Here is a 24,334-nt window from a genome sequence, read left to right on the forward strand (position 1 = left end):
ACTGTCTATCTTTGAATAGATAGATTTTGGCGGGTCGGAGCGCGGCGAAGGTTTTCGGAAACTGCCGTGCGTGATTCACACGCGGTTTGCCATCATTCGGCGTACCGGGACGTCGAACTGATGTCTCACATGGGTCTCACATGGCGGCGTGAGGAAGCTTACGTCTATCTAGTAGTAGATTTAAATTGAAACGCGTCTGCGCTGCGTGTTCATGCAGTCGGACGCTACGTCGGCACGCGCGCACGGCGCGGCCATCTGAACGGGTCAGACCGGCGCGGTATCGATGAACGATTGCCGTTGCGACAAGCGCGCGTAGTACTTGTCGAGACTCGGATGGGCGTCGCGCCAGCTCAAGTCGGGCAGGCGCAGGTCGAGATAGCCGAGCGCGCAGCCGCACGCGATATCCGCCAGCGTGAAGCGATTCGCCGAACACCACTGCTTCGAACCGAGGCCGCGCGACATCGCGCGCAGTCCGTCATCCACCTTGTGCCGTTGCCGCGCGACCCACGCTTCGCTGCGATGTTCCTCCTCGCGCAACACGCCTTCGAGACGGATCAGCACGGTGGCATCGAGCATGCCGTCGGCGAGGGCTTCCCAGCAACGCACTTCGGTGCGCTCGCGCCGCTCCTGCGGCAGCAACTTGCCGACGGGCGTCAGCGTATCGACGAATTCGCAGATCACGCGCGAATCGAACACGGCATCGCCGTCGTCGAGAAGCAGGCAGGGCACTTTGCCGAGCGGATTGAAGTCGTGGATTTTCGTGCCGGCTGCCCAGACATCTTCGAGAACCAGTTCGCAATCGATCTTTTTCTCTGCCATGACGATCCGTACCTTGCGGACGAACGGGCTGGTGTGCGAACCGATTAGTTTCATCATGTTGTCTTCGGGTGGCGGGGTGTTTCGGGCGTCGATGATCTTAACCGGGCGACCCCGCGCCTCATGCCAGATTCGGCGCGCGTGTCGTCTGTGGACAACACGACGCGCCGTGGCTCACGATGCGCTGGCGGTAGCCGGCGCGCCCGACGAAGGGCAGGGCAAAAGCGGCGCCTTTGCGGGCTTGGCGGTGACCGCGGATTTGCCTTTCGCGGGCGTGCCTGGCGCAGCCGTCGCAGCCGACGCGTCCATCGGCAGCGAAGCCACGCTGCGCATGCCGGCCGAGATGGCCGAAGCCAGTTCGTCGACGGCCTTGCGGTGCCCGTCCACCAGCGCGTCGTAACCGGATCCCACGGGCTCCTGCGCGACGGTCCGGCACGTCAGCACCGTCGACGACCCCGCGGCGCGCACGCTCCAGACCGCGTCGAGCACCGCGCGCTCGCCCGGCCACGACTCGAAGCGTTGCACGTTGACCTTTACGCGATACACCGGCACCGACTCCGGATGCGGCGTGTTGTAGACGTCGATGGCGCCGAGCTGCTGGGTGAGATCGGCGGACAGCGCGCGGCGCACTTCATCGGACGGCAGCGAGGACCAGCGGTCCTGCTCGAGTATCTGGACCTGCGCCGGGCTCGTCTGCACGACCAGCTGGTTGCGCGTGACCTGCTGCGGCATGTCGACCGGCGCGAGTTCGAAATAGAACGCGGCGGGCGACGAAGGCACGGGCCGCGCCTCGCCGCCGGCGAGCGTATAGAAACGGCTCGTCGGCGAGGCGCAGGCGGCGAGCATGCCGGCCGCGGCCAAAGTCAACATCAACGGGCCGAACTTCATGGTTTGTCTCCCGATTTACCGCGCAACAGCGATTCCGGATGGCGTTCCAGATAATCCGCGAGCGCATTGAGCGATTGAAGCGTGCGCGTGAGTTCCTGCATGGCCTGGCGCGTGTCCGATTGAATCGGCGAATCGGATTGCAGCGTGGCTTGCGCGGCGCTGAAGGTCTTCTTCGCCTCGTTGAGCGTGCCCTGCATGTCCGGCAGGACTTCCTTGTCGAGCTTGTCGAACAGCGCGTTGGCGTTTTTCAGCGAGCCGTTCAGATTGTTGCCGATCTGGTCGAACGGAATTTTGTCGATCTTGCGCGCGATGTCGGCAATCTGCAGTTGCAGCTCGTCGAGCGTGTTCGGCACGGTCGGCAGTTCGATCGGATCGTTGTTGGCGGACACTTGCGCCGGCGGCGCCTTCGGGAAGAAGTCGAGCGCGACGTACAGCTGGCTCGTCAGCAGGTTGCCGGTGCGCAACTGGCCGCGCAAGCCACGCTTCACGAGCAGTTCCAGCATGTCCTGGCTCGCCGACGATCCCTGTTCCGGCAGCGCCTGCCTGGCGCGCTTGCCGAGCCGGTCGGGATACAGATCGATGGTGACCGGCATCATGAACGCATGCGTTTTCTGGTCATATTGCACGCCGATGCCCGTGACCTGACCGAGCACGATGCCGCGGAAATCGACCGGCGCGCCCACCGCCAGCCCGCGCAGCGACTGGTTGAAGTTCATTACGACGTGCACGGCCTGGCCGTCCGGATCGCGCATGGCGTCGGACTGGTCGGAGGCTAGGCGGAAGGTGGCGTTGTTCTGCGCCTGCGGCCCGGACTGCTGGTTGGCCGGCGTCTGGAAGGCAATGCCGCCGAGCACGACCGTCGCGAGCGACTGCGTGTTGAGCGTGAAGCCGCTGGAGTCGAGGCGCAGGTCCACGCCGCTCGCATGCCACCAGCGCGAATTCGTGCCGACATACTGGTCGTACGGCGCATTGACGAAGACCTGCAGGGTGACGCCGGTGCCGTCCTTGTCGAGCGAGAACGCCGCGACCTGACCCACCTGTACGCGGCGATAGTAGACCGGAGAACCGATATCGAGCGAACCGAGCGATTCACCGTGCAGCGTGAAGGTGTGGCCCTTCTGGTCGCCGGTGACGGCGGGCGGCGTCTCCAGCCCGACGAAATAGCTCTGGTCCTCGGTCGACTTGCCCGCATCGACGCCGATGAAGGCGCCAGACAGCAAGGTGGACAAGCCCGTCACGCCGCTCGCGGCCACCCGCGGGCGCACGATCCAGAAGCGCGTGTCCTTCACGGCGAAATCGGTGGCTTCCTTGGTGAGCTGCACGTCGACGAGCACGCGCGAATGATCCTTCGACAACGTGATGCCTTTGACCGTGCCGATATCCACGTCCTTGAACTTCACCTTGGTCTTGCCGGTTTCCAGACCCTCGGCGCTGGCGAAGCTGATGGTCACGGTCGGCCCGCGGCTCGACACCGTCTTCACGACCAGGATCACGCCGATCAATGCCGCGACGAGCGGAATCACCCAGACGAGCGAGGGCAGCCAGCGGCTGCGCGGTTCGATCACGGGTTCCGGAAGATTCGGCGGCAGGCCGCCGCCTTTATTGGCACCTGCACCGGCGCCGGTGTCGGCGGGCGGCGCGGGCTGCTTCGGGTCGTTCGGACCTTGGGCACTAGTCATGTTTCTTTCCTGACGGTTCGATGTTGTCCCACATGAGGCGCGGGTCGAATTGCATGGACGCGATCATCGTCAACACGACGACCGACGCGAACGCGAGCGCGCCCGGTCCCGGCGTGATGACGGCGAGCGACTTGAAGCGCACCAGCGCGATGGTGAGGGTGATGACGAAGACATCGAGCATCGACCAGCGCCCGATTCCCTCGACGATGCGGAACAGGGTGGTGCGCTGCCGCGGCCGCCAGGTCGAGCGGCGCTGCACGCTGATGACGAGGAAGCTGAGGGTGGCGAGCTTGAGCATCGGCACGAGAATGCTGGCGATGAAAATCACCGCCGCCAGCGGATAGTCGCCGTCGTTCCAGAAGAGCGCGACGCCGCTCATGATGGTGTCGTCCTGCGAGCCGAGAATCGACGACGTGTGCATGATCGGGAACAGGTTCGCCGGAATATAGAGGATCGCGGCGCTGATGAGCAGCGCCCACGTGCGTGCGATGCTGTCCGGATGACGCCGGTGCACGACGGCGTCGCAGCGGGTGCAGCGCTGTTTCTCGATGGTGCGCGCGAGCGGCTGCACGAGTCCGCAGGCGTGGCACGCCACGACCTGCGCGCGCGATGCCGTGGTGTAGTGCAGGGCGGGCGGATCGGCTTGATCCGGCTGATCGGCTGCTTGCTCGATGGCGTCGCTCATGGTTTTTGCCTCTTGGTGGGCACCGGTCTGGCTTGACGCCGGCGCCTGGCCGGACGCGGTTCGAGGCGGCTCGCGATGTCCCACAGCGCGCGCGGATCGAAGCTCACCACGACGGCGAACATCAGCGTCAGCGCGCCGAAAGCGAACAGCGCGGCTTCGGGAATCACGCGCGCGATGCTCACCATCTTCACGAGCGTGACGAGCACGCCGAGCATGAACACTTCGATCATGCCCCACGGCCGCACGAACTGAATGCCGCGCAGCACCGCGTTGAAACCCGGCGGGATGTAGCCGGAGCGCAGCGGCAGCAGCACATAGAGCAGCGCGAGCAGTTCGCACAGCGGGAACAGGACGGTCGAGCAGAAGACCAGCACCGCCATGATCTCCATCTGCTCGCTCCACAGCGCGACGATCGCGCCAATCAGCGTGGTCTCCGACGTGAGCCCGTTGGCCTCCAGTTCGACGATGGGAAAGCCCTGCGCGATCAGGAACGTGACCAGCGCCGCGAGCGTCATCGCGCAGATCTTGTCGAGGTTCGACGAAATGCTTCGATAAAGCAGCGAGCCACAGCGCGGGCACTTCGCCGACGCATGCTGGGGCAGGTCACATTTTCGGGAGAGCGCGTCGCATTCGTGACACGCGATCAGGTGGTCCGGTTGATTGGCGTTCATGGTCGAAGCCCGAGCCGTGTCGAGCAGGGTTGGCGGGCGCTGCGGGGACCGCGGGGACCGGCTCCGGTGGAGCATAGCAAGCAGCGGGCCAGCGCAAACGCAATCCGCATGGTATCAAATGGCGCCTTGATGGCGGATGAAGCCGTACGCTTCTTCACAACGGGGAATGAAATGGCCCGTTCATCCGTTAAGTCTTCGAGGCGACATCGCGCCCGGAATGCGCCGCGGTTGACGCCGCGAGGTCGCGCAGACATCGACCGTTGCATGCATGGAATAGTTCGTTGCACGGGTGGAGCGAGCGTCGTGAAAGCAGCCCTGGACCGGCCGCAAACCCGCGTGGAATATGACTTTCGGCTAACCTGCACGGACTTTTGGCAGACGCTGGCGGTTGAGCGGCGTTGAGGTAGCATGGCGGCCTTGCGTCCCCTCATTGCATGTCCTTGCATGAAGGCGGGCCGTTACCCCGTCATACCGTTACACACAGCACTCTCTGGATGAAGCACTATGGAAAGTACCGCACATGTCGCGACCGCCGCATCGCAACCGCGTTACAGCGCCACGGCGATCGGCCTGCACTGGATCATTGCGTTGCTGATCGTGGGCGGTTTCTACCTTGGCTGGATCATGACGGACATTCCCGGATTCACGCCGACCAAGCTCAAGTATTTCTCGTGGCACAAATGGATTGGCGTGACGGTGTTCGCGCTCGCCGTGCTGCGCTTGCTGTGGCGCGTGACGCATCCGGCGCCGCCGTTGCCCGGCGGCATGCCGCGCTGGCAGCAGGGCGCGGCGCATCTCGGCCACCTCGCGCTCTATGTGCTGATGCTCGTGATCCCGGCCTCCGGCTATCTGTACAGCTCGGCGGCGGGCCTGCAAGTGGTGTATCTCGGCGTGCTGCCGCTGCCGACGATCATCGGTCCGGACAAGGCGCTGAAAGCCACCCTGCGCCTCGTGCATATCGCGCTGAACTACACGCTGCTGTTCTTCGTCGTCACGCACGTGCTGGCCGCGCTGAAGCATCATTTCGTCGATCGTGACGGACTGCTCGCTCGCATGCTGCCGTTCCTGCGCTGATGGCGCATTGTTTCCTCGCCGTTGGCAGGGCGTTTCCCGGCGGCTGATTGTTATCGCGGTCTTTTGATTTCCAATACCGGTTTTGTTCCGGAATCGCCGTTCGCACGGAGGGTTCAGGTTCGTACCGTCTGAAACAGGACACACATGAAAGTGAAACTGAATCGCTGGATGATGGCAACGGGCGCCGCGTTCGCGCTGGTCGCGGCGGCGCATGCGCAGGTCGATCTGGGCAAGAGCTCGGTGGTGGCGACGTCGAAGCAGATGAACGTGCCCACCGACGGCAAGTTCAACAAGTTCAGCGCGCAGATCGCCTTCGATCCGGCGAAGCCCACGGCGGGCACCGCGAACATCACGATCGACACCGGCAGCTACGACCTCGGCGACGACGACTACAACAAGCAGGTGCGCGGCGCCGAATGGTTCGACGCCGGCAAGTATCCGACCGCGACCTTCGTCTCGAGCGCGATCGCGCCGGCCGGTGGCAACAAGTACAACGTGACCGGCAAGATCACGATCAAGGGCAAGTCGCAGACGGTCACTGTCCCGGTCACGGTCACGCAGCAGGGCGCGACCGAAACCTTCGACGGCGCGTTGCCGATCAAGCGCACCCAGTTCGATATCGGCACGGGTGAGTGGAAGGATACGTCGGTCGTGGCGGACGACGTCGTCATCAAGTTTCATATCGTCGCCGCGAAGAAGTGAGCGGCGCATCAACCCTTTTCGCACACGCTTTGTGTATCTAGTCAGGAGAAGAACTTGAAAAAGCTTTCGATCATCGCTGCGGGCGCGCTCGCACTCGGCACGCTCGGCCTGTCCTTCAGCGCGCTGGCCGCCGACACCTACAAGCTCGACCCGAACCACACCTATCCGAGCTTCGAGGCGGACCACTTCGGCGGCGTGTCGACGTGGCGCGGCAAGTTCAACAAGAGCAGCGGCGAAGTGACGCTCGACCGCGCGGCGAAGACCGGCACGGTGAACGTGACGATCGACATCGCCTCGGTCGATACGGGCAACGACAAGCTCAACGAGCATCTGCAAAAGGCGGAGTTCTTCGACGCATCGAAGTATCCGACGGCGGAGTACAAGGGCACGTCGATGAAGTTCGACGGCGATGCGCCGAGCGAAGTGATGGGCACGCTGACGATGCACGGCGTTACCAAGCCGTTGAACCTGAAGGTCGAGCACTTCAAGTGCTTCGTGAACCCGATGATGAAGAAGGAAGTGTGCGGCGTGGAAGCGACGGCGACGTTCGATCGCGGCGACTTCGGCATGGACTACGGCAAGTCGTATGGCTTCAGCCTGAAGACGGTGCTGCATATTCAGGCGGAAGGCGTGAAGCAGTAAGCGTTTCAGCGCTCCAAATAAAAGCGGCCGGTCTGTGAAGACCGGCCGCTTTTTTGTTGCGCCTTGGGTATGTTCGAGGCTCAGACCTGAGCGCCCGCGTTCGGGTCGTTCGGATCGAACTTGTCTTTCTTGTCCTTCACGAGATCTTCGCGCTTCACGCCGAACCACATGGCGAGCGCCGCGGCGACGAACACCGACGAATAGATACCGAACAGGATACCCACGGTCAGCGCCAGCGCGAAGTAATGCAGCGTTGGGCCGCCGAAGAAGAACATCGACAGCACCATCATTTCCGTACAGCCGTGGGTGATGATGGTTCGCGACATGGTGCTGGTGATCGCGTGGTCGATCACTTCCATGACGGTCATCTTGCGCTGCTTGCGGAAGGTTTCGCGGATCCGGTCGAAGATAACCACGGATTCATTCACCGAATAGCCGAGCACCGCGAGAATTGCGGCCAGCACCGAGAGCGAGAACTCCCATTGGAAGAACGCAAAGAAGCCGAGGATGATGATCACGTCGTGCAGGTTGGCGATGACGCCCGCCACCGCGTACTTCCATTCGAAGCGGAACGACAGGTAGACCACGATGCCGATCACCACGCACGCCAGCGCGAGCAGGCCGTTGGTGACGAGCTCCTTGCCCACCTGCGGGCCGACGAACTCGACGCGCTGCAAGCTCACCTGCGGGTTGTCGGCCTTGAGCGCGCTCATCACCTGATCGCTCTGCTGCGCCGAGGTGAGACCCTGCTTGATCGGCAGGCGGATCAGCACGTCGCGCGAAGTGCCGAAGTTCTGCACCTGGGCGTCGGCATAGCCGAGCTTCGTCATGGTCGCGCGCACGGGTTCGGGCGACACGGCCTGCGGATACTGCACCTCGACGACCGTCCCGCCGGTGAACTCCACCGACAGATGCAGCCCGCGATGCACGAGGAAAAACACGGCCGCGAGGAAGGTCACGAGCGAAATCACGTTGAAGATCAACGCGCGCTCCATGAACGGAATATCGCGGCGGATGCGGAAGAATTCCATGATCTAGATCTCCGGGTTCAGCGGGACTGGCCCGGTTTCTGTTGATCGACGCCGGGGCCTGAACGACGGCGCACCGTCGGCTTGCCGCTGCGTGCCTGCGTCTGGACGGGCGCCTGAGCCGGCGCGCGCGGCGCGGCGGTCTTGGTCTTGCCCTTCGCGGTTTTCACGATTTCATCCACCGGCGAGTCGTCGCCGCGCTGGGCTGCCAGATAGGCCGCCGCGGCGGCTTCGGCGTTGCCGCCTTCCGGACGCCACACCTGGCCGATCGCCAGCGACTTCAGCTTCTTCTTGCCGCCGTACCACAGGTTCACGAGACCGCGCGAGAAGAACACGGCCGAGAACATCGACGTCAGAATGCCGATACAGTGCACGACCGCGAAGCCGCGCACCGGACCCGAGCCGAACGCGAGCAGCGCCAGACCGGCGATCAGCGTGGTGACGTTCGAGTCGAGAATCGTGGCCCACGCGTGCTTGAAGCCTTCCTGGATCGCGGTCTGCGGCGGCGCGCCGTTGCGCAGTTCTTCGCGGATGCGTTCGTTGATGAGCACGTTCGCGTCGATTGCCATACCGAGCGCCAGCGCGATAGCCGCGATGCCCGGCAAGGTCAGCGTGGCTTGCAGCAGCGACAGGATGGCGACCAGCAGCAGCAGGTTGACCGACAGCGACAGCATCGAGAACAGGCCGAACAGCAGGTAGTACGCGATCATGAAGACGGCGATGGCGGCGAAACCGTACTGCACCGAGTCGAAGCCCTTCTTGATGTTGTCCGCGCCGAGGCTCGGGCCGACCGTGCGTTCCTCGATGATGTCCATCGGCGCCGCGAGCGAGCCCGCGCGCAGCAGCAGCGCCAAGTCGGCGGCGGCTTGCGGAGTGGGCTGGCCGGTGATCTGGAAGCGATCGCCCAGTTCCGACTGGATGGTCGCGACCGTCAGCACTTCGCCCTTGCCCTTTTCGAACAGCACCATGGCCATCGGCTTGCCGATGTTGTCGCGCGACACCGCCGACACCGCGCGGCCACCGGCCGAATCCAGGCGGATATTGACGGACGGGCGCTGATGTTCGTCGAAGCCCGCGGACGCGTCGATGATGCGGTCGCCGGTGAAGATGACCTGCTTGCGCAGCAGCACGTTGCGGTCGCCTTGCTTGAAGGCTTCGTCGCCGGGCGGCACCGGATCGTTCAGGCCGATGTAGGTATTGACCGGATCAGCGAGACGCGCTTCGAGCGTCGCCGTGCGGCCGATGATGTCCTTCGCCTTCGCCGTGTCCTGCACGCCCGGCAGCTCGACCACGATACGGTCGGAACCCTGCTGCTGGATCACCGGCTCGGCGACGCCCAGTTCGTTGACGCGGTTATGCAGCGTCGTGATGTTCTGCTTGAGCGCGCCGTCTTCGACGGTTCGCTGCGTCGCCGCCGAGAACGTGCCGACCACCTGATAGCCGTCGCCGCCCTGACGCGTGCTCCATTGCAGTTCGTTGACGCCGGTCTGGAGCAGGGTGCGCGCGTTGTCCGCCGCGCTCTGGTCCGAGAAATTCACGACGACCGATTGCCCGACGCGATTCACGCCGCCGTCGCGGACGTTGCGGTCGCGCAGGTAGGTGCGGGCGTCGGCGGCGTCGGAATCGAGCTTCTTGTTGAGCGCGCCGGCCATGTCCACTTGCAGCAGGAAGTGGACGCCGCCGCGCAGGTCGAGACCGAGATACATCGGCAACGCGTGCAGGGCCGTCAGCCAGCGCGGCGAAGCGCTCTGCAGGTTCAGCGCGACGATGTATTGAGGATCGCTCGGGTCGCTGTTGAGCGCGTGGCTCAACAGGTCCTTCACGCGCAATTGCGTGTCGGTGTCCTTCAGGCGCACGCGAATGTTCGCGTTCAGCTGGGAGTTGTCGAACGTGACTTCATCGGCGGTGACGTGGTTTGCGACAAGCGCGCTCTCGACGTTCGCGAGTGTGGCCGAGTCGAGCTTGACCGTGGCCTTGCCGCTCGAAATCTGCACGGCCGGCGCTTCGCCGAAGAAGTTGGGGAGCGTGTACACGAGGCCGATGACGAGCGCCATCAGCATCACGACATACTTCCAGAGGGGATAACGATTCATGGGGATGGCCGACCGTCAAGTTGGCTTCGGGGGAGAGGGCGTCCGGCAGTGTGCGCGGAGGGGCGTCGGGAGATCCGACGCCCGGCGGCGAGGCCGCGCCGGACGCGGCGGAACAGGTGGCCTTACAGCGACTTGATCGTGCCCTTCGGGAGGATGGTGGTCACAGATGCCTTCTGGACGGTGATTTCCGTGCCTTCGGCGATTTCCACGCCCACGTAGGCGTCCGTCACCTTCGTGATCTTGCCGACGATGCCGCCGTTCGTCACCACTTCATCGCCCTTGGCCATGGCGGAGAGCATGTTGCGATGCTCCTTCTGACGCTTCATCTGCGGGCGGATCATGATGAAATACAGCACCGCGAACATCAGGATGAGCGGCAGGAAGCTCATCAGGCTCGATTCCGCGCTGCTCGCGGTGGTGCCTTGTGCAAAGGCATTGGAAATGAACGACACGTTGGTCTCTCCGTTATGACGCAAAAAAGCGTTCGATGAATACGTTCGATAATCTCGAATGAAATTAGCCGGCTATTCTACCACCCGCACTTGGCGCGAGACTTTAGGAATGCGCTTTGTCTTCAAGCTGTTATCAGGCTGTGAAGACGCTAATTCCGCGGCCTCCGCGACCCGCGCTGCAAGCAGTAGAAAGGCGATTGTAATGCTTGGGCGTTCGTTTCCGGTCCGTGTCAGTCCACGCCGCGCGCCCGATTCTCCGCGAAAGTCTTGCGAAACGCGTCGAACGTGTGATTTTCGATCGATTCGCGCACTTCGCCCATCAATTCGAGGTAGTAGTGCAGGTTGTGGATCGTGTTGAGTTGCGCGCCGAGAATCTCGCCCACGCGATGCAGGTGATGCAGGTAGCCGCGCGTGAAATTGCGGCACGTGTAGCAGCCGCAGCTTTCGTCGAGCGGTTTCATCGAGTTCTTGTGGCTTGCGTTCTTGATCTTGAGATCGCCGAAGCGCGTGAACAGCCAGCCGTTGCGTGCGTTGCGGGTGGGCATCACGCAATCGAACATGTCGACGCCGGCCGCCACGCCCGCCACCAGATCTTCCGGCGTGCCGACGCCCATCAGATAGTGCGGCTTCTCGGCGGGCAGCTTCGGACCGATATGGTTCAGCACGCGCATCATGTCTTCCTTCGGCTCGCCGACCGACAGCCCGCCAATGGCGAGCCCATGGAAGCCGATCGCCGACAGTCCCGCAAGCGACTCGTCGCGCAGATCCTCGAACATGCCGCCCTGCACGATGCCGAACAGCGCGTTCGGATTGCCGAGCCGGTTGAATTCGTCGATGGAACGCTTCGCCCAGCGCATCGACATGCGCATGGAATCGGCGGCGTCCTGATGTGAAGTCGGCACGCCCTGGGTGGCGTAGGGCGTGCATTCGTCGAACTGCATGACGATGTCCGAGTTCAGCACCTTCTGGATCTGCATCGACACTTCGGGCGACAGGAACAGCTTGTCGCCATTGATGGGCGATGCAAAAGTGACGCCGTCTTCGGTGATCTTGCGCAGGTCGCCGAGCGAGAACACCTGGAAGCCGCCTGAGTCCGTCAGGATCGGGCGGTTCCAGCCCATGAACTTGTGCAGGCCGCCGTGCGCGCCGATGACCTCCAGCCCCGGCCGCAGCCAGAGGTGAAAGGTGTTGCCGAGGATGATCTGCGCGCGGATCTCTTCGAGTTCGCGCGGCTGGATTGCCTTGACGGTGCCATAGGTGCCGACCGGCATGAAGATCGGCGTTTCGACCACGCCGTGATTCAGCGTGAGCCGGCCGCGGCGCGCCTGGCCGTCGGTGGTGAGCAATTCGAACTTGAGCCCGTTCTCGGGCGGGGTGACGTGACCGTCGGTCATCGATGAGACTCCGCTGCAACCGGAGAACAGTCCGGCGCAAAGTGTGGTTGAGGAATTCAGGTTTGCCGCGTCAGCAGCATCGCGTCGCCGTAGCTGAAGAAGCGGTAGCGCTGCTCGATCGCGTGACGGTACGCGTCGCGGATCGTGTCCATGCCGGCGAACGCCGAGACGAGCATCATCAGCGTCGACTTCGGCAGGTGGAAGTTCGTCACGAGCCGGTCGACCACGCGGAACGCGTAACCCGGCGTGATGAAGATATCGGTTTCGGCCTGGGTGGCCGCGAGCGGACGGCCGGCCTCGGCGGCGTCGCGGGCGGCGGCTTCGAGCGCGCGCATTGAGGTCGTGCCGACTGCAATCACGCGGTTGCCGCGCGCCTTGACGGCCGCGATCCGGTCCACGAGCGTCTGCGGCAGGTCATACCACTCGCTGTGCATCGTGTGTTCGGCGATATTCTCCACGCGCACCGGCTGGAACGTGCCCGCGCCGACGTGCAGCGTGAGCGTCGCGCGCTCGACGCCGCGTGCGTCCAGCTCGGCGAACAGCGCCTCGTCGAAGTGCAGGCCCGCGGTCGGCGCGGCCACGGCGCCCGGATTGGCCGCGTAGACAGTCTGGTAGCGGGTTTCGTCGTAGGCGTCGGCGTCGTGCTCGATGTACGGCGGCAGCGGCAGCCGTCCATATTGCTCGATGAGCGTCAGGCAATCGGCGGGGAAGTGCAGCGTGTAGAACGGCTCGACACGCTCGCCCACGGTGACGTCGAACGCGTCCGCCAGACGGATCGTACTGCCTTCCGGCGGGCTCTTGCTCGCGCGGATCTGCGCCAGCGCCGTGGTCGCGCCCGTCAGCCGTTCGACCAGCACCTCGACGCGGCCGCCGCTGGCCTTCTGGCCGAAGAAGCGCGCCTTGAGCACTTTGGTATCGTTGAAGACGAGCAGGTCGCCAGCGTCGAGCAGGGCCGGCAGTTCGGCGAAACGGCGGTCGGTGAAGCGGGCGGGCGCGGCGTGGTTGTCCACCTCGAGCAGACGGCTTGCGCTGCGCTCGGTGAGCGCGCTCTGCGCGATCAGCTCGGGCGGCAGATTAAAATCGAAATCGGAAAGCGTGAACATGGGCGTGAAGAAAGGCACGAACGCGGCACAAGCGCGCCGAACAAACCTCATATTGTACTTGCGAAGAGATTAGATGCCCTTGTCCGACCGCCGCGTCACCTCGACCGATCCGCTGTCCGTGGAAGACGGCGAAGCGCCGCGCGCCGTCGCGCCCGCGCGCAAGCGGGCGAAGGCGGAGCCAAAGGCCAAAGCCGACGAGAAGCCCAAGACCGTCGTCAAGACGGCGGACAAGCTCGCCAAGCTCGGCCTGAAGTCCGACATCGACCTCGTGCTGCACCTGCCGATGCGCTACGAGGACGAAACCTCGCTGACGCCCGTCGGCGAACTGATTCCCGGCGACAACGCGCAAACCGAAGGCGTCGTGTTCGACAACGAGATTGCCTACCGTCCGCGCCGCCAGTTGCTGGTGAAAATCCACGACGACGCCGGCGACGAACTCACGCTGCGCTTCCTCAATTTCTATGGCTCGCAGGTCAAGCAGATGGCTATCGGCGTGCGTCTGCGGGTGCGCGGTGACGTGCGCGGCGGCTTCTTCGGCACGGAGATGGTGCATCCCACGGTGCGCCCGGTGGACGAAGACACGCCGCTGCCGCAGGCGCTGACACCGGTGTATCCGTCGACGGCGGGCATCTCGCAAGGCTATTTGCGCAAGGCCATCGATTCCGCGCTCGGACGCGTGTCGCTGCCGGAACTGCTGCCGGAGCCGATCGCGCGCGCGCATCTCGCGCCGCTGAACGTGCCCGGCCTGCTCGACGCGGTCAAGACGCTGCATCACCCGCGCGCGGATTCCGACGAGACCGCGCTGATCGACGGCACGCATCCCGCCTGGACCCGCATCAAGTTCGAGGAATTGCTCGCGCAGCAACTGTCGCTCAAGCGCGCGCACGAGGAGCGCCGCCGCCGCTCCGCGCCCGCCATGCCGCGCCGCGCGCCCGACGACGAAGCGTCCCTCGCCACGCGCCTGTTGCAGGCGCTGCCGTTCGCGCTGACCGGCGCGCAGCAGCGCGTGGTCGCGGAAATCGCCGGGGAGCTGACCCTGCCGCATCCGATGCAGCGTCTCCTGCAAGGCGATGTCGGCAGCGGCAAGACGATCGTCGCGGCGCTCGCGGCGGCGCAGGCTATCGACGCCGGTTATCAGGCCGCGCTCATGGCGCCCACCGAAATCCTCGCGGAGCAGCACGCGCGCAAGCTGCGCGGCTGGCTGGAGCCGCTCGGCGTATCGGTCGCGTGGCTCGCCGGCAGTCTCAAGGCGAAAGACAAACGCGCGGCGCTCGAAGCGGCGGCGCTCGGCACGGCGCAACTGGTCATCGGCACGCACGCGATCATCCAGGACGCGGTGGAATTCGCACGGCTCGGGCTCGTGATCGTCGACGAACAGCATCGCTTCGGCGTGGCGCAGCGGCTCGCGTTGCGTGCCAAGGCGCAGAACGCGGCGGACGGCGCGCAGGACTTCCAGCCGCACCAGCTGATGATGTCCGCCACGCCGATCCCGCGCACGCTCGCGATGACCTACTACGCGGACCTCGACGTCTCGACCATCGACGAACTGCCGCCCGGCCGCACGCCGATCCTGACCAAGATCGTGTCCGATGGCCGCCGTGACGAGATCATCGGCCGGGTGCGCGAGGCGGCGCTGACCGGACGGCAGGTGTACTGGGTCTGTCCGCTGATCGAGGAAAGCGAGACGCTGCAGCTCCAGACCGCCGTCGAGACCTTCGAGACGCTGGTGGCCACGCTGCCGGAGTTGCGCGTGGGACTCGTGCATGGAAGGCTCGCGCCCGCCGAGAAAGCGGCGGTGATGGACGCGTTCGCACGCAATGAAGTGCAGTTGCTGGTCGCGACGACGGTGATCGAAGTGGGCGTCGATGTGCCGAACGCGTCGCTGATGGTGATTGAGCACGCCGAGCGCTTCGGGCTTGCGCAGTTGCATCAGCTGCGCGGGCGCGTCGGCCGGGGCAGCACCGCGTCCGTGTGCGTGCTGATGTACGCCAATCCGCTCTCGCAGACCGCCCGCGCGCGCCTCGCGACGATGCGCGAAACCACTGACGGCTTCGAAATCGCACGGCGTGATCTCGAAATTCGCGGGCCGGGCGAGTTCCTCGGCGCGCGGCAGTCGGGTGAGGCAATGCTGCGCTTCGCGAGCCTGGAGAACGACGGCTGGCTGATCGAGCCCGCCCGCCAGGCCGCCGACGCCATGCTCTCCACGTTCCCCGACGCCGTCACGCGCCATCTCGCCCGCTGGCTCGGCGTGCGCGAACAGTATCTGAAGGCGTGATTTTGCAGACATAAGCGTGAACTCGCGGGCGCCATGTCGGTCCCTATTTAGCCGCATCGGAGCGGCGCACCGGCAAAAGTTGTCGGATCGCCGCCAGCAGGTGTATAACTCAAACCTATTGAATCAATGTCTTCCATTGGCCCCCAATGACGCTCACTGAACTGAAGTACATCGTCGCGGTCGCGCGCGAACGGCATTTTGGCCGCGCGGCGGAGGCGTGCTTCGTCAGCCAGCCGACGCTGTCGGTGGCAATCAAGAAACTCGAAGACGAACTGAATGTGCAGATCTTCGAACGCGGCACGAGCGAAGTCAGCGTGACGCCCATCGGCGAGCAGATCGTGACGCAGGCGCAGCGCGTGCTCGAACAGACGCTCGCCATCAAGGAGATCGCCAAGCAGGGCAAGGATCCGCTGGTCGGGCCGCTGCGCCTGGGCGTGATCTACACCATCGGGCCGTATCTGCTGCCGACGCTGGTCAAGCAGATGATCAAGGCGGTTCCGCAAATGCCCTTGATGCTCCAGGAAAACTACACGCTCAAGCTGATCGAGCTCCTGAAGCAGGGCGAAATCGATGTCGCGATCATGGCGCTGCCGTTCCCCGAGACCGGGCTCATGGTGCGCGCGCTGTACGACGAGCCGTTTGTGGTCGCCATGCCGTCCGGTCACGCGTGGGAAAACCGCGCGAAGATCGATCCCGACGACCTCAAGCAGGAAACCATGCTGCTGCTCGGCAGCGGCCACTGTTTCCGCGATCACGTGCTCGGTGTGTGTCCGGAACTGATGCGCTTCTCGCAGAACGCCGACGGCATCCAGAAGACCTTCGAAGGTTCATCGCTGGAGACCATCCGCCATATGGTCGCGAGCGGCGTGGGCATCACGGTGCTGCCGCGCATGTCGGTGAGCGAGGTCAAGCCGCATGCGCCGGGCATCGACTCGGGCTTGCTCAGTTACGTGGCGTTCGACGAACCCGTGCCTGATCGTCGCGTCGTGCTGGCCTGGCGCAAGAGCTTCACGCGCTTGCCGGCCATCGATGCCATTTCCGACGCCATCGCAGCGTGCGACCTGCCCGGCGTGAGGAAGCTGGACATGCCGGTGGCGGTTAACTAAGCCGCAAGCGCCCGCTGCATCCGACGCGCCGCGTTCCCGTAAGGGACGCGGCGCGTTGTCATTTGAAGCCGCACTACGCCTATCAGATAGATAAAATTTATTAAATTATAAATATCGATAGCATTATATAAGCTCCTTCCATCAGTCCTCAACAACGGTGGACGCCCGAACCGGAGGAAGTCGATGACCCGCACATTCACCTTCAACGCGCGCTTCGAAAGCTGGCGTCGCGTTGCCGTCAGCGTACTTGCCGATTTCGCCCGCGCCGCTGCCTGAGTCAAGCCCGGCCGCCCGATCCCATTCGAACCACAACAAGGAACACCACGATGACGACGCAACGACTCACGACCGCAGCAGGCGCGCCCGTCGGCGACAACCAGAATGCGCAGACCGCCGGCCCGCGCGGTCCGGTGACGCTGCAGGATTTCTGGCTCGTCGAGAAGCTCGCGCACTTCGACCGCGAAGTGATTCCCGAGCGCCGCGTGCACGCGAAGGGTTCGGGCGCGTTCGGCACGTTCCGCGTGACGCACGACATCTCGCGCTACACCAAGGCGAATGTGTTCTCGGAAATCGGCAAGGAAACGCCGATCTTCATGCGCTTCTCGACGGTCGCCGGCGAACGCGGCGCGGCGGATGCGGAGCGCGACGTGCGCGGCTTCTCGATCAAGTTCTATACCGAGGAAGGCAACTGGGACGTGGTCGGCAACAACACGCCGGTGTTCTTCATCCGCGATCCGCTCAAGTTCCCCGACTTCATCCATACGCAGAAGCGCGATCCGTACACCAACATGCGCAGCAATGTAGCCGCGTGGGACTTCTGGTCGCGTCATCCGGAATCGCTGCATCAGGTGACGATCCTGATGAGCGACCGCGGCATACCGAAGAACTATCGGCAGATGCACGGCTTCGGCTCGCACACGTTCTCGTTCATCAACGCGGACGGCGAGCGCTTCTACGTCAAGTTCCACTTCAAGTCGCAGCAGGCCATTGAGAACTACACCGACCCGCAAGCCGCCGCCGTGATCGCGCAGGATCGCGAGAGTGCGCAGCGCGATCTGGTGCAGAACATCGACAGCGGCAATGTGCCGCGCTGGAATTTCCGCATTCAGGTGATGACGGAACAGCAGGCGGCCGAGTCGCGGATGAATCCGTTCGACATCACCAAGGTCTGGCCGCACAAGGACTATCCGCTGATCGATGTCGGCACGATCGAGCTGAACCGCAACGCGCAGAATTACTTCGCGGACGTGGAGCAGGCCGCCTTCACGCCGGCGAATGTCGTGCCGGGCATCGGCTTCTCGCCCGACCGGCTGTTGCAGGGGCGCCTGTTCTCGTATGGCGATGCGCAGCGCTATCGCCTCGGCATCAACCATCACCAGGTGCCGGTGAATGCGCCGCGCGCGCCGGTGGGTCAGTCGTTCCATCGCGATGGCGCGATGCGCACCGACGGCAACCTTGGCGGCCGCGTGAACTACGAGCCGAACCGCTACGGGGAATTCGCGCAGGATGCCGCGGCGAACGAGCCGCCGCTCGCGGGCGGCACGGTGTACCGCTACGACCATCGGGAGGATGACGACTACACCAGCCAGCCGGCGGCGCTGTTCGCACTCTTCGATGACGCGCAGCGGGAACGCTTCTTCGGCAATATCGCGCGGCACATTCACGGCGTGCCGAACGATATCGTCGCGCGTCAGATCGAGCATTTCCGCCGTATCGATCCGGCGTACGCGGACGGTGTCGTCGCGGCGCTGGCGCAACTTGGCCAGACGGTCGATGTCACGGACGAAGCCGCTGTCTGACAGCGGCGCTCAGAAACACCGGGAGAACTCATCATGTCTCAAGCGTTGAACCATATCGCCCAGGCGGTCGATCACATCGAAGCGGTCAGCGTGAACGCCTCGCGCGGCGTGCGTGTCGCGCTGGCGTTCGGGATGGTCGCGGCGGCCTATGGCGTCGTCGTGGCGAGCGGTATTGCCACGGCCTGAGAAGACGGGAAGCGCGTCATGCGTCATGAAGCGCTCCCCATTTCTACGCTAAACTGTCGAGCGCTCGAGACGCCGCATAGTCAGGCCGATGCAGGCCGATGCAAGCCGATGCCCGGCGTCCGCACCGTTCGAACCACGCTCTCACGGAGTCATCATGGCGAAGAAAGGCACTGCACCTGCCGTCAACATCGGCATCAGCGACAAGGACCGCAAGAAGATTGCCGACGGACTGTCCCGTCTGCTGGCCGACACCTACACGCTGTACCTGAAGACCCACAACTTCCACTGGAACGTCACGGGTCCGATGTTCAATACGCTGCACCTGATGTTCGAAACGCAATACACCGAACTCGCGCTGGCCGTCGATTCGATCGCGGAACGCATCCGTGCGCTGGGCGTGCATGCGCCGGGCAGCTACAAGGAGTTCGCGAAGCTGTCGTCGATTCCGGAAGCGGACGGCGTGCCCGCTGCGGAAGAGATGATCCGCCAGCTGGTGGAAGGCCAGGAAGCGGTGGTGCGCACGGCGCGCGAAATCTTCCCGGCAACGGAAGCCGCCAACGACGAGCCGACCGCCGACCTGCTCACGCAACGCATGCAGACGCACGAAAAGACTGCGTGGATGCTGCGCGCGATGCTCGCCTGAGCTTCGAGGCACGTTTCGACATCACCGCAAACCCCGCTTTCATGCGGGGTTTGTGCTTTTGAGGGCGCTTCAACGCGCTGCTCTAAAATAGCCGGATCGCGCTTGCCGTATCTCCTGTCCCGACTTCCGCCATGTTCGCCCGACTTCCGCTCTTCATGCGCCTCGTGCGCCTCGACAAGCCCATCGGCAGCCTGCTGCTGCTGTGGCCGACGCTCAACGCGCTGTGGATTGCGTCCGACGGCCGGCCGCAGCCGATGCTCCTCGTCATCTTCATCGTCGGCACGATCCTGATGCGCTCGGCGGGCTGCGCGATCAACGACTACGCCGACCGCGACTTCGACCGCCACGTGAAGCGCACCGCCGAGCGTCCGCTCACCTCGGGCAAGGTCAAGGCGTGGGAGGCGGTGGCGCTGGCGGCGGCACTCGCGCTCGTCGCGTTCCTGCTGATCCTGCCGCTCAACACGCTCACCAAGGAACTGTCCGTGTTCGCGCTGTTCGTCGCGGGCAGCTATCCGTTCACCAAGCGCTTCTTCGCGATTCCGCAAGCGTATCTCGGCATTGCGTTCGGCTTCGGCATTCCAATGGCCTTCGCCGCCGTGCAGAACCATGTGCCGATGCTCGCGTGGATCATGCTCGCGGCCAACGTGTTCTGGTCCGTGGCCTACGACACCGAATACGCGATGGTCGATCGCGACGACGACATCAAGATCGGCATCCGCACTTCAGCGCTCACCTTTGGCCGCTTCGACGTGGCCGCCGTCATGCTGTGCTATGCGGCCACGCTGGCGATCTATGTCGGCATCGGCGTGGCGCTTGGCTTCGGCTGGCTTTACTGGCTCGGCTGGCTGGCGGCGGCGGCCTGTGCCGCCTATCACTATGGCCTGATCCGCAACCGCGAGCGCATGGCGTGCTTCGCGGCGTTCAAGCACAACAACTGGCTCGGCGGGATGTTGTTCGCGGGCATCGCGCTGCATTACGCGATGACGTAAATGAAAAACGGCAGCCTCGGCTGCCGTTGTCGTCTCCAGCGCACTGAGGTTGAAAACTCAGGCTGCACCCAGTTCGTCGCCCATTTCCTTCGCACGCGCCTCGGCGGCCAGCGCGCCGCGCACGATCGCTTCCTTCACGCCCTGCGCGTCGAACGAGGCGAGCGCCGCCGCCGTCGTGCCGCCCTTCGAGGTCACGCGTTCGCGCAACACGCTTGCCGGTTCCCCCGATTGCGCCGCCAGTTGCGCGGCGCCCGTGAAGGTGGCGACAGCGAGCGCGCGGCTTTGTTCATCGTCGAGGCCGAGCCGGCGCGCCGCTTCCTGCATCGCTTCGATGAAATAGAACACGTAGGCCGGACCGCTGCCCGAGATCGCGGTGACGGCGTCGAGCTGCGCTTCGTCGTCGAACCACACCGCCGTGCCAACGGCTTCGAGCACCTGCGAAGCCAGCGCCTTCGCGGCCTCGCTCACACCCGGCAGTGCGGCAAGCCCCGTGACGCCCATGCCGATCAGCGCCGGCGTGTTCGGCATCGTGCGCACGATCTGCGTGTAGCCGTTGAGCCAGCGCGACAGGTCCGTCGCCCGGATGCCCGCAGCAATGCTGATGACCGTCTGTTTCGACAGATGCGGCGCGAGCGCTTCGCCCACGCTCTTCAGCACTTGCGGCTTCACGGCGAGCACGATGGCGTCGAAGCTGGCGAGCTGCCCGTCGATGGCGGCGCCGGTCGCCACGCCGAACTGCTTCGCGGTGCGCGCGCGGGCTTCGTCATTGATGTCGATGGCGAAGATGTCGGCGGGCGCCGTGCCGCGCTTGATGAGTCCGCCGATGAGCGCCGCGGCCATGTTGCCGCCGCCGATGAATGCGATTTTCATGATGAGAAAGAGTCAGTGAGGAGTGGTGCGCCTGCCGAAGATCGCGGTGCCGATGCGCACCATCGTCGCGCCTTCGAGCACGGCGGCTTCGAGATCGGCGGACATGCCCATCGAGAGCGTGTCGAGCGCGAGGCCGTCAGCGCGCAGCGCGGCCATCAGTTCGCGCAGGCGCGCGTGCGGCTGGCGTTGCGCGTCGAGCGTTTCGGCGGGTTCGGGAATCGCCATCAGGCCGCGCAGCCGCAGGCCGGGCAGCGCCGCGACCGCATGCGCGAGCGCGGCGGCCTCGTGCGGCTCGACGCCGCTCTTCGAGGCCTCGCCGCTCACGTTCACCTGAAGGCAGACGTTGAGCGCGTGCGTACCTTCGGGACGTTGCGCGGAGAGCCGTTCGGCAATCTTCACGCGGTCGATGGAATGCACCCAGTCGAACTGCTCGGCCACCACGCGGGTCTTGTTCGATTGCAGCGGCCCGATGAAATGCCATTCGATGTCGCGGCGCAGGTCCGCGAGTTCGGCGATCTTGCCGATGCCTTCCTGCACGTAGTTCTCGCCGAAGGCGCGCTGGCCGGCTTCGAAGGCGGCGCGCACGTCGGCGGCGGGGAAGGTCTTGGTGACGGCGAGCAGTGCGACCGACGACGCCTCGCGCGAGGCGTCCTGCGCGGCCTGGGCGATGCGCTGCCGGACTTCTTCGAGATGTTGACTGATGGACATGCTGGAAAGCGACCTTGAAAGGGCTTGACGAGCGACTCGCCATTATACGAACGGCTTACCCGTAGATCAGATGCTCGACCAGCTGGATCCAGTGCGTGACGGGCGTGGACGTGCCGCTTTGCAGATGCGCAATGCAGCCGACATTCGCCGATACGATCAACTGCGGCTCGAGTTTTTCGAGCCGGTCGAGCTTCTGATTGCGCAGCGTATAGGAGAACTTCGGCTGCAGCACCGAGTAGGTTCCCGCCGATCCGCAGCACAGGTGAGCGTCGGCGGGCAGGCGCACGTCGAGGCCGAGGGCGGTCAGCAACTGCTCGACGTGTCCGCGAATCTGCTGGCCATGCTGCAACGTGCAGGGCGGATGAAACGCCACCGTATGCACGCTGCGCCGCCGCGCCAGCGCGACGAGCTCTTCCTCGTAGATCGGCAGGATCTCGGCCAGGTCGCGCGTGATGTCGACGATGCGCCGCGCCTTCTCCGCATACTTCGGATCATGGCGCAGCAGGTGCGCATATTCCTTCACCGTCGCGCCGCAGCCGGAGGCATTCATGATGATCGCCTCGACGCCGTCTTCCACATACGGCCACCACGCGTCGATGTTGTTGCGCACGTCGTCGAGCGCGTCGTCGTTGTAGCCCAGGTGCAGACGAATGGCGCCGCAGCAGCCCGCATCCGGCGCGGTCACCATCTCGATGCCGAGCGCATCGAACACGCGCGCCGTGGCCGTGTTCACGTTCGGCATCATCGCGGGCTGCACGCAGCCGGCCAGCATCAGCATCTTGCGTTCGTGCTTGCGCGTGGGCGCGGCGAGCGGCCGCTCGGGCACCGGAATCTTCGCGCGCAGCGAGCGCGGCAGCAGGCCGCGAAACTGCTGGCCGAGCTTCATGGCCGGCGTGAACAGCGTGCTGTTGGGCAGGAAGCTTGCGAGCAGACGACGCTGCAAGCGCTGCCGCAGGGGCCGCTCGACTTTCTCTTCCACCACCTTGCGGCCGATCTCGACCAGCCGCCCATATTGCACGCCTGAAGGGCACGTGCTTTCGCAGTTGCGGCACGTGAGGCAGCGGTCCAGATGCAGTTGCGTGCTGCGCGTGACCGGCGCGCCTTCGAACATCTGCTTCATCAGGTAGATGCGCCCGCGCGGTCCGTCGAGTTCGTCGCCGAGCAGTTGATAGGTCGGGCAGGTCGCCGTGCAGAAGCCGCAGTGCACGCACTTGCGCAGGATGGCGTCGGCTTCGTCGCCGTCAGCGGTGCCGCGGATGAAGTCGGCGAGATTCGTTTGCATCGTTCAGTTCCGGTTCGGCCAGCGATGCGTCTAGAAATCGGGATACAGCCGCGCGCGATTGAAGATGCGCGCCGGATCGAAAGCCGTCTTCAGCCCGCGATGAATCTTCATCAGCGGCGCGGGCAGCGGCGTGAATACACCGGCGTTGCGGTCATAAGCGGATCCCGCGCGAAAAATGGTCGCGTGGCCGCCGGCCTGCTTGGCGCTGATGCGCACGGTCTGCGGATCGGTGTCGGTGATCCACCAGCGTTGCGCGCCGCCCCATTCCATCAGTTGCGCGCCGGGCAGATGCAGTGGTTCCGCGATCGACGGCAATGCGAGCCGCCACAGCGCCGAACGTGGCTCGATCACCGCGAAGAAGGGATCCGTCTGTTCCCGCATGCCGATCCAGAAGCGGTCCGCTTCGACCGCGTCCACCACTTCGCCGCCAAGCGCGGTGCGGGCGGTCTTCACGGCCGCTTCCGCGCCGGCGAGACGCAGCGCGAGCGTGCCGTCGCGCCATGCGCTGCCGCAGATCGGCAGTGCATGGCCGCCCCATTCGTTGAGCTTGCGCACGCCGTCGGTGGCGTGCATGTCGAACTTGAGCGTGGCTTCGGCGACGGGGCGCGGCAGCACCTTGATGGAGAGTTCGAGGATCAGGCCGAGCGTGCCGAGCGAACCGGCGAGGAGCCGCGCGACGTCGTAGCCCGCGACGTTCTTGACCACCTGCCCGCCGAAGCGCAGCACCTGGCCCAGGCCGTTCATGACGACGGCGCCCAGCACGAAGTCGCGCGGTGCGCCGGTCCAGGCGCGGCGCGGGCCGGCGAGTCCCGCGGCGATGCAGCCGCCGAGCGTTGCATTGCGGCCGAAGTGGGGGGGTTCGAACGGCAGCATCTGGCCGTGTTCGCGCAGCGCCGTTTCGATCTCGACGAGCGGCGTCCCGGCGCGGGCCGTGATGACGAGTTCAGCAGGATCGTAGGCGATGATGCCGCGATACGCGCGCGCGTCAAGGATCTCTCCCTGGAGCGTCTGGCCGTACCAGTCCTTCGTGCCGCCGCCGCGGATGCGCAGCGGCGTGCCATTGCCGGTGGCCCGGGCGATCCGTTCCGACCAGCCGGCGACGATGTCGTCCTGTTCCATGAGTGTTCCGTCTGAGCGTCGATGTCGTGATTCGACTTGTCTGATTCAGTGTGCTGACTTCTGACGGCTGTCCGGTCGATTGTACCGGCCGCTTAACGCCGCCGCACTCGGAGAAACATGGATAGCGGAA

The 24,334-nt window shown here is 64.7% G+C and carries 23 protein-coding genes; 9 read left to right on the forward strand and 14 right to left on the reverse strand.

Features of this window, described 5'->3' with window-relative positions; all coding sequences use genetic code 11:
- Nucleotides 1–264: 264 nt before the first annotated feature.
- From QCE63_RS03250 to QCE63_RS03270, 5 genes are all read right to left on the reverse strand, one after another.
- Entirely contained in the window at nucleotides 265–876 is a 612-nt protein-coding gene (locus QCE63_RS03250) for a glutathione S-transferase C-terminal domain-containing protein (RefSeq protein WP_309830480.1), read from the reverse strand.
- Nucleotides 877–990: 114 nt separating this feature from the next.
- Complete coding sequence (locus QCE63_RS03255) at nucleotides 991–1,704, reverse strand: PqiC family protein (RefSeq protein ID WP_309830482.1); 714 nt, start codon at nucleotides 1,702–1,704, stop codon at nucleotides 991–993.
- The gene (locus QCE63_RS03260; RefSeq protein ID WP_309830484.1) at nucleotides 1,701–3,383 is read right to left on the reverse strand and encodes an MlaD family protein; all 1,683 of its coding nucleotides are present in this window, start codon (nucleotides 3,381–3,383) and stop codon (nucleotides 1,701–1,703) included. The genes QCE63_RS03255 and QCE63_RS03260 overlap by 4 nt, the downstream gene beginning before the upstream one ends.
- Nucleotides 3,376–4,011, reverse strand: coding sequence for a paraquat-inducible protein A (locus QCE63_RS03265; RefSeq protein WP_309833664.1), 636 nt, complete (start codon nucleotides 4,009–4,011; stop codon nucleotides 3,376–3,378). The genes QCE63_RS03260 and QCE63_RS03265 overlap by 8 nt, the downstream gene beginning before the upstream one ends.
- A 53-nt stretch (nucleotides 4,012–4,064) precedes the next feature.
- Complete coding sequence (locus QCE63_RS03270) at nucleotides 4,065–4,739, reverse strand: paraquat-inducible protein A (RefSeq protein WP_309830486.1); 675 nt, start codon at nucleotides 4,737–4,739, stop codon at nucleotides 4,065–4,067.
- Nucleotides 4,740–5,243: 504 nt separating this feature from the next.
- On the opposite strand from QCE63_RS03270, the gene QCE63_RS03275 reads away from it, so the two are divergent.
- The 3 genes from QCE63_RS03275 to QCE63_RS03285 all read left to right on the forward strand — a co-directional run bounded on the left by QCE63_RS03275 (nucleotide 5,244) and on the right by QCE63_RS03285 (nucleotide 7,157).
- Complete coding sequence (locus QCE63_RS03275) at nucleotides 5,244–5,813, forward strand: cytochrome b (RefSeq protein ID WP_309830488.1); 570 nt, start codon at nucleotides 5,244–5,246, stop codon at nucleotides 5,811–5,813.
- Nucleotides 5,814–5,957: 144 nt separating this feature from the next.
- Nucleotides 5,958–6,515: a YceI family protein gene (locus QCE63_RS03280; protein WP_309830490.1), complete on the forward strand. Its 558-nt coding sequence runs from the start codon at nucleotides 5,958–5,960 to the stop codon at nucleotides 6,513–6,515.
- Nucleotides 6,516–6,569: 54 nt separating this feature from the next.
- Entirely contained in the window at nucleotides 6,570–7,157 is a 588-nt protein-coding gene (locus QCE63_RS03285) for a YceI family protein (protein WP_309830492.1), read from the forward strand.
- Between the two features lie 80 nt (nucleotides 7,158–7,237).
- On the opposite strand, the gene secF is transcribed toward QCE63_RS03285, so the two are convergent.
- The 5 genes from secF to queA all read right to left on the reverse strand — a co-directional run bounded on the left by secF (nucleotide 7,238) and on the right by queA (nucleotide 13,227).
- The gene (gene secF, locus QCE63_RS03290) at nucleotides 7,238–8,188 is read right to left on the reverse strand and encodes a protein translocase subunit SecF (RefSeq protein WP_309830494.1); all 951 of its coding nucleotides are present in this window, start codon (nucleotides 8,186–8,188) and stop codon (nucleotides 7,238–7,240) included.
- 17 nt (nucleotides 8,189–8,205) lie between these two features.
- On the reverse strand, nucleotides 8,206–10,278 hold the full coding sequence (gene secD, locus QCE63_RS03295; protein ID WP_309830496.1) for a protein translocase subunit SecD: 2,073 nt from the start codon (nucleotides 10,276–10,278) through the stop codon (nucleotides 8,206–8,208).
- Between the two features lie 122 nt (nucleotides 10,279–10,400).
- Complete coding sequence (gene yajC, locus QCE63_RS03300) at nucleotides 10,401–10,730, reverse strand: preprotein translocase subunit YajC (protein WP_309830497.1); 330 nt, start codon at nucleotides 10,728–10,730, stop codon at nucleotides 10,401–10,403.
- A gap of 230 nt (nucleotides 10,731–10,960) precedes the next feature.
- Nucleotides 10,961–12,124: a tRNA guanosine(34) transglycosylase Tgt gene (gene tgt / locus QCE63_RS03305; protein WP_309830499.1), complete on the reverse strand. Its 1,164-nt coding sequence runs from the start codon at nucleotides 12,122–12,124 to the stop codon at nucleotides 10,961–10,963.
- A gap of 56 nt (nucleotides 12,125–12,180) precedes the next feature.
- Nucleotides 12,181–13,227 carry a tRNA preQ1(34) S-adenosylmethionine ribosyltransferase-isomerase QueA gene (gene queA / locus QCE63_RS03310; RefSeq protein ID WP_309830501.1) on the reverse strand — a complete coding sequence of 349 codons (1,047 nt, stop codon included), beginning with the start codon at nucleotides 13,225–13,227 and terminating at the stop codon, nucleotides 12,181–12,183.
- Between the two features lie 73 nt (nucleotides 13,228–13,300).
- Here queA and recG point away from each other — a divergent pair, with 73 nt between their 5' ends.
- The 6 genes from recG to ubiA all read left to right on the forward strand — a co-directional run bounded on the left by recG (nucleotide 13,301) and on the right by ubiA (nucleotide 20,225).
- Complete coding sequence (gene recG / locus QCE63_RS03315) at nucleotides 13,301–15,502, forward strand: ATP-dependent DNA helicase RecG (RefSeq protein ID WP_309830503.1); 2,202 nt, start codon at nucleotides 13,301–13,303, stop codon at nucleotides 15,500–15,502.
- Nucleotides 15,503–15,648: 146 nt separating this feature from the next.
- Nucleotides 15,649–16,608: a hydrogen peroxide-inducible genes activator gene (locus tag QCE63_RS03320; protein ID WP_309830505.1), complete on the forward strand. Its 960-nt coding sequence runs from the start codon at nucleotides 15,649–15,651 to the stop codon at nucleotides 16,606–16,608.
- A gap of 326 nt (nucleotides 16,609–16,934) precedes the next feature.
- Nucleotides 16,935–18,407 (forward strand): catalase, encoded by a 1,473-nt coding sequence (locus QCE63_RS03325; protein WP_309830507.1) that lies wholly within the window; start codon nucleotides 16,935–16,937, stop codon nucleotides 18,405–18,407.
- Nucleotides 18,408–18,440: 33 nt separating this feature from the next.
- Entirely contained in the window at nucleotides 18,441–18,593 is a 153-nt protein-coding gene (locus QCE63_RS03330) for a hypothetical protein (protein WP_309830509.1), read from the forward strand.
- 154 nt (nucleotides 18,594–18,747) lie between these two features.
- Nucleotides 18,748–19,236 carry a Dps family protein gene (locus QCE63_RS03335; RefSeq protein ID WP_035497719.1) on the forward strand — a complete coding sequence of 163 codons (489 nt, stop codon included), beginning with the start codon at nucleotides 18,748–18,750 and terminating at the stop codon, nucleotides 19,234–19,236.
- Nucleotides 19,237–19,367: 131 nt separating this feature from the next.
- Nucleotides 19,368–20,225 (forward strand): 4-hydroxybenzoate octaprenyltransferase, encoded by an 858-nt coding sequence (gene ubiA / locus QCE63_RS03340; protein WP_309830513.1) that lies wholly within the window; start codon nucleotides 19,368–19,370, stop codon nucleotides 20,223–20,225.
- A 57-nt stretch (nucleotides 20,226–20,282) separates the two neighbouring features.
- Here the strand turns inward: ubiA and proC are convergent, their stop codons facing one another.
- The 4 genes from proC to glcE are packed head-to-tail and all read right to left on the reverse strand — an operon-like array spanning nucleotide 20,283 to nucleotide 24,204.
- The gene (gene proC, locus QCE63_RS03345) at nucleotides 20,283–21,095 is read right to left on the reverse strand and encodes a pyrroline-5-carboxylate reductase (RefSeq protein ID WP_309830515.1); all 813 of its coding nucleotides are present in this window, start codon (nucleotides 21,093–21,095) and stop codon (nucleotides 20,283–20,285) included.
- 12 nt (nucleotides 21,096–21,107) lie between these two features.
- Complete coding sequence (locus QCE63_RS03350; protein WP_309830517.1) at nucleotides 21,108–21,803, reverse strand: YggS family pyridoxal phosphate-dependent enzyme; 696 nt, start codon at nucleotides 21,801–21,803, stop codon at nucleotides 21,108–21,110.
- 55 nt (nucleotides 21,804–21,858) lie between these two features.
- Nucleotides 21,859–23,085 (reverse strand): glycolate oxidase subunit GlcF, encoded by a 1,227-nt coding sequence (gene glcF, locus QCE63_RS03355; RefSeq protein WP_309830519.1) that lies wholly within the window; start codon nucleotides 23,083–23,085, stop codon nucleotides 21,859–21,861.
- 30 nt (nucleotides 23,086–23,115) lie between these two features.
- Nucleotides 23,116–24,204 carry a glycolate oxidase subunit GlcE gene (gene glcE, locus QCE63_RS03360; protein WP_309830521.1) on the reverse strand — a complete coding sequence of 363 codons (1,089 nt, stop codon included), beginning with the start codon at nucleotides 24,202–24,204 and terminating at the stop codon, nucleotides 23,116–23,118.
- Nucleotides 24,205–24,334: the final 130 nt, after the last annotated feature.

It is taken from the genome of Caballeronia sp. LZ065, from assembly GCF_031450975.1.
In the GTDB taxonomy this organism is placed as follows: Bacteria; Pseudomonadota; Gammaproteobacteria; order Burkholderiales; family Burkholderiaceae; genus Caballeronia.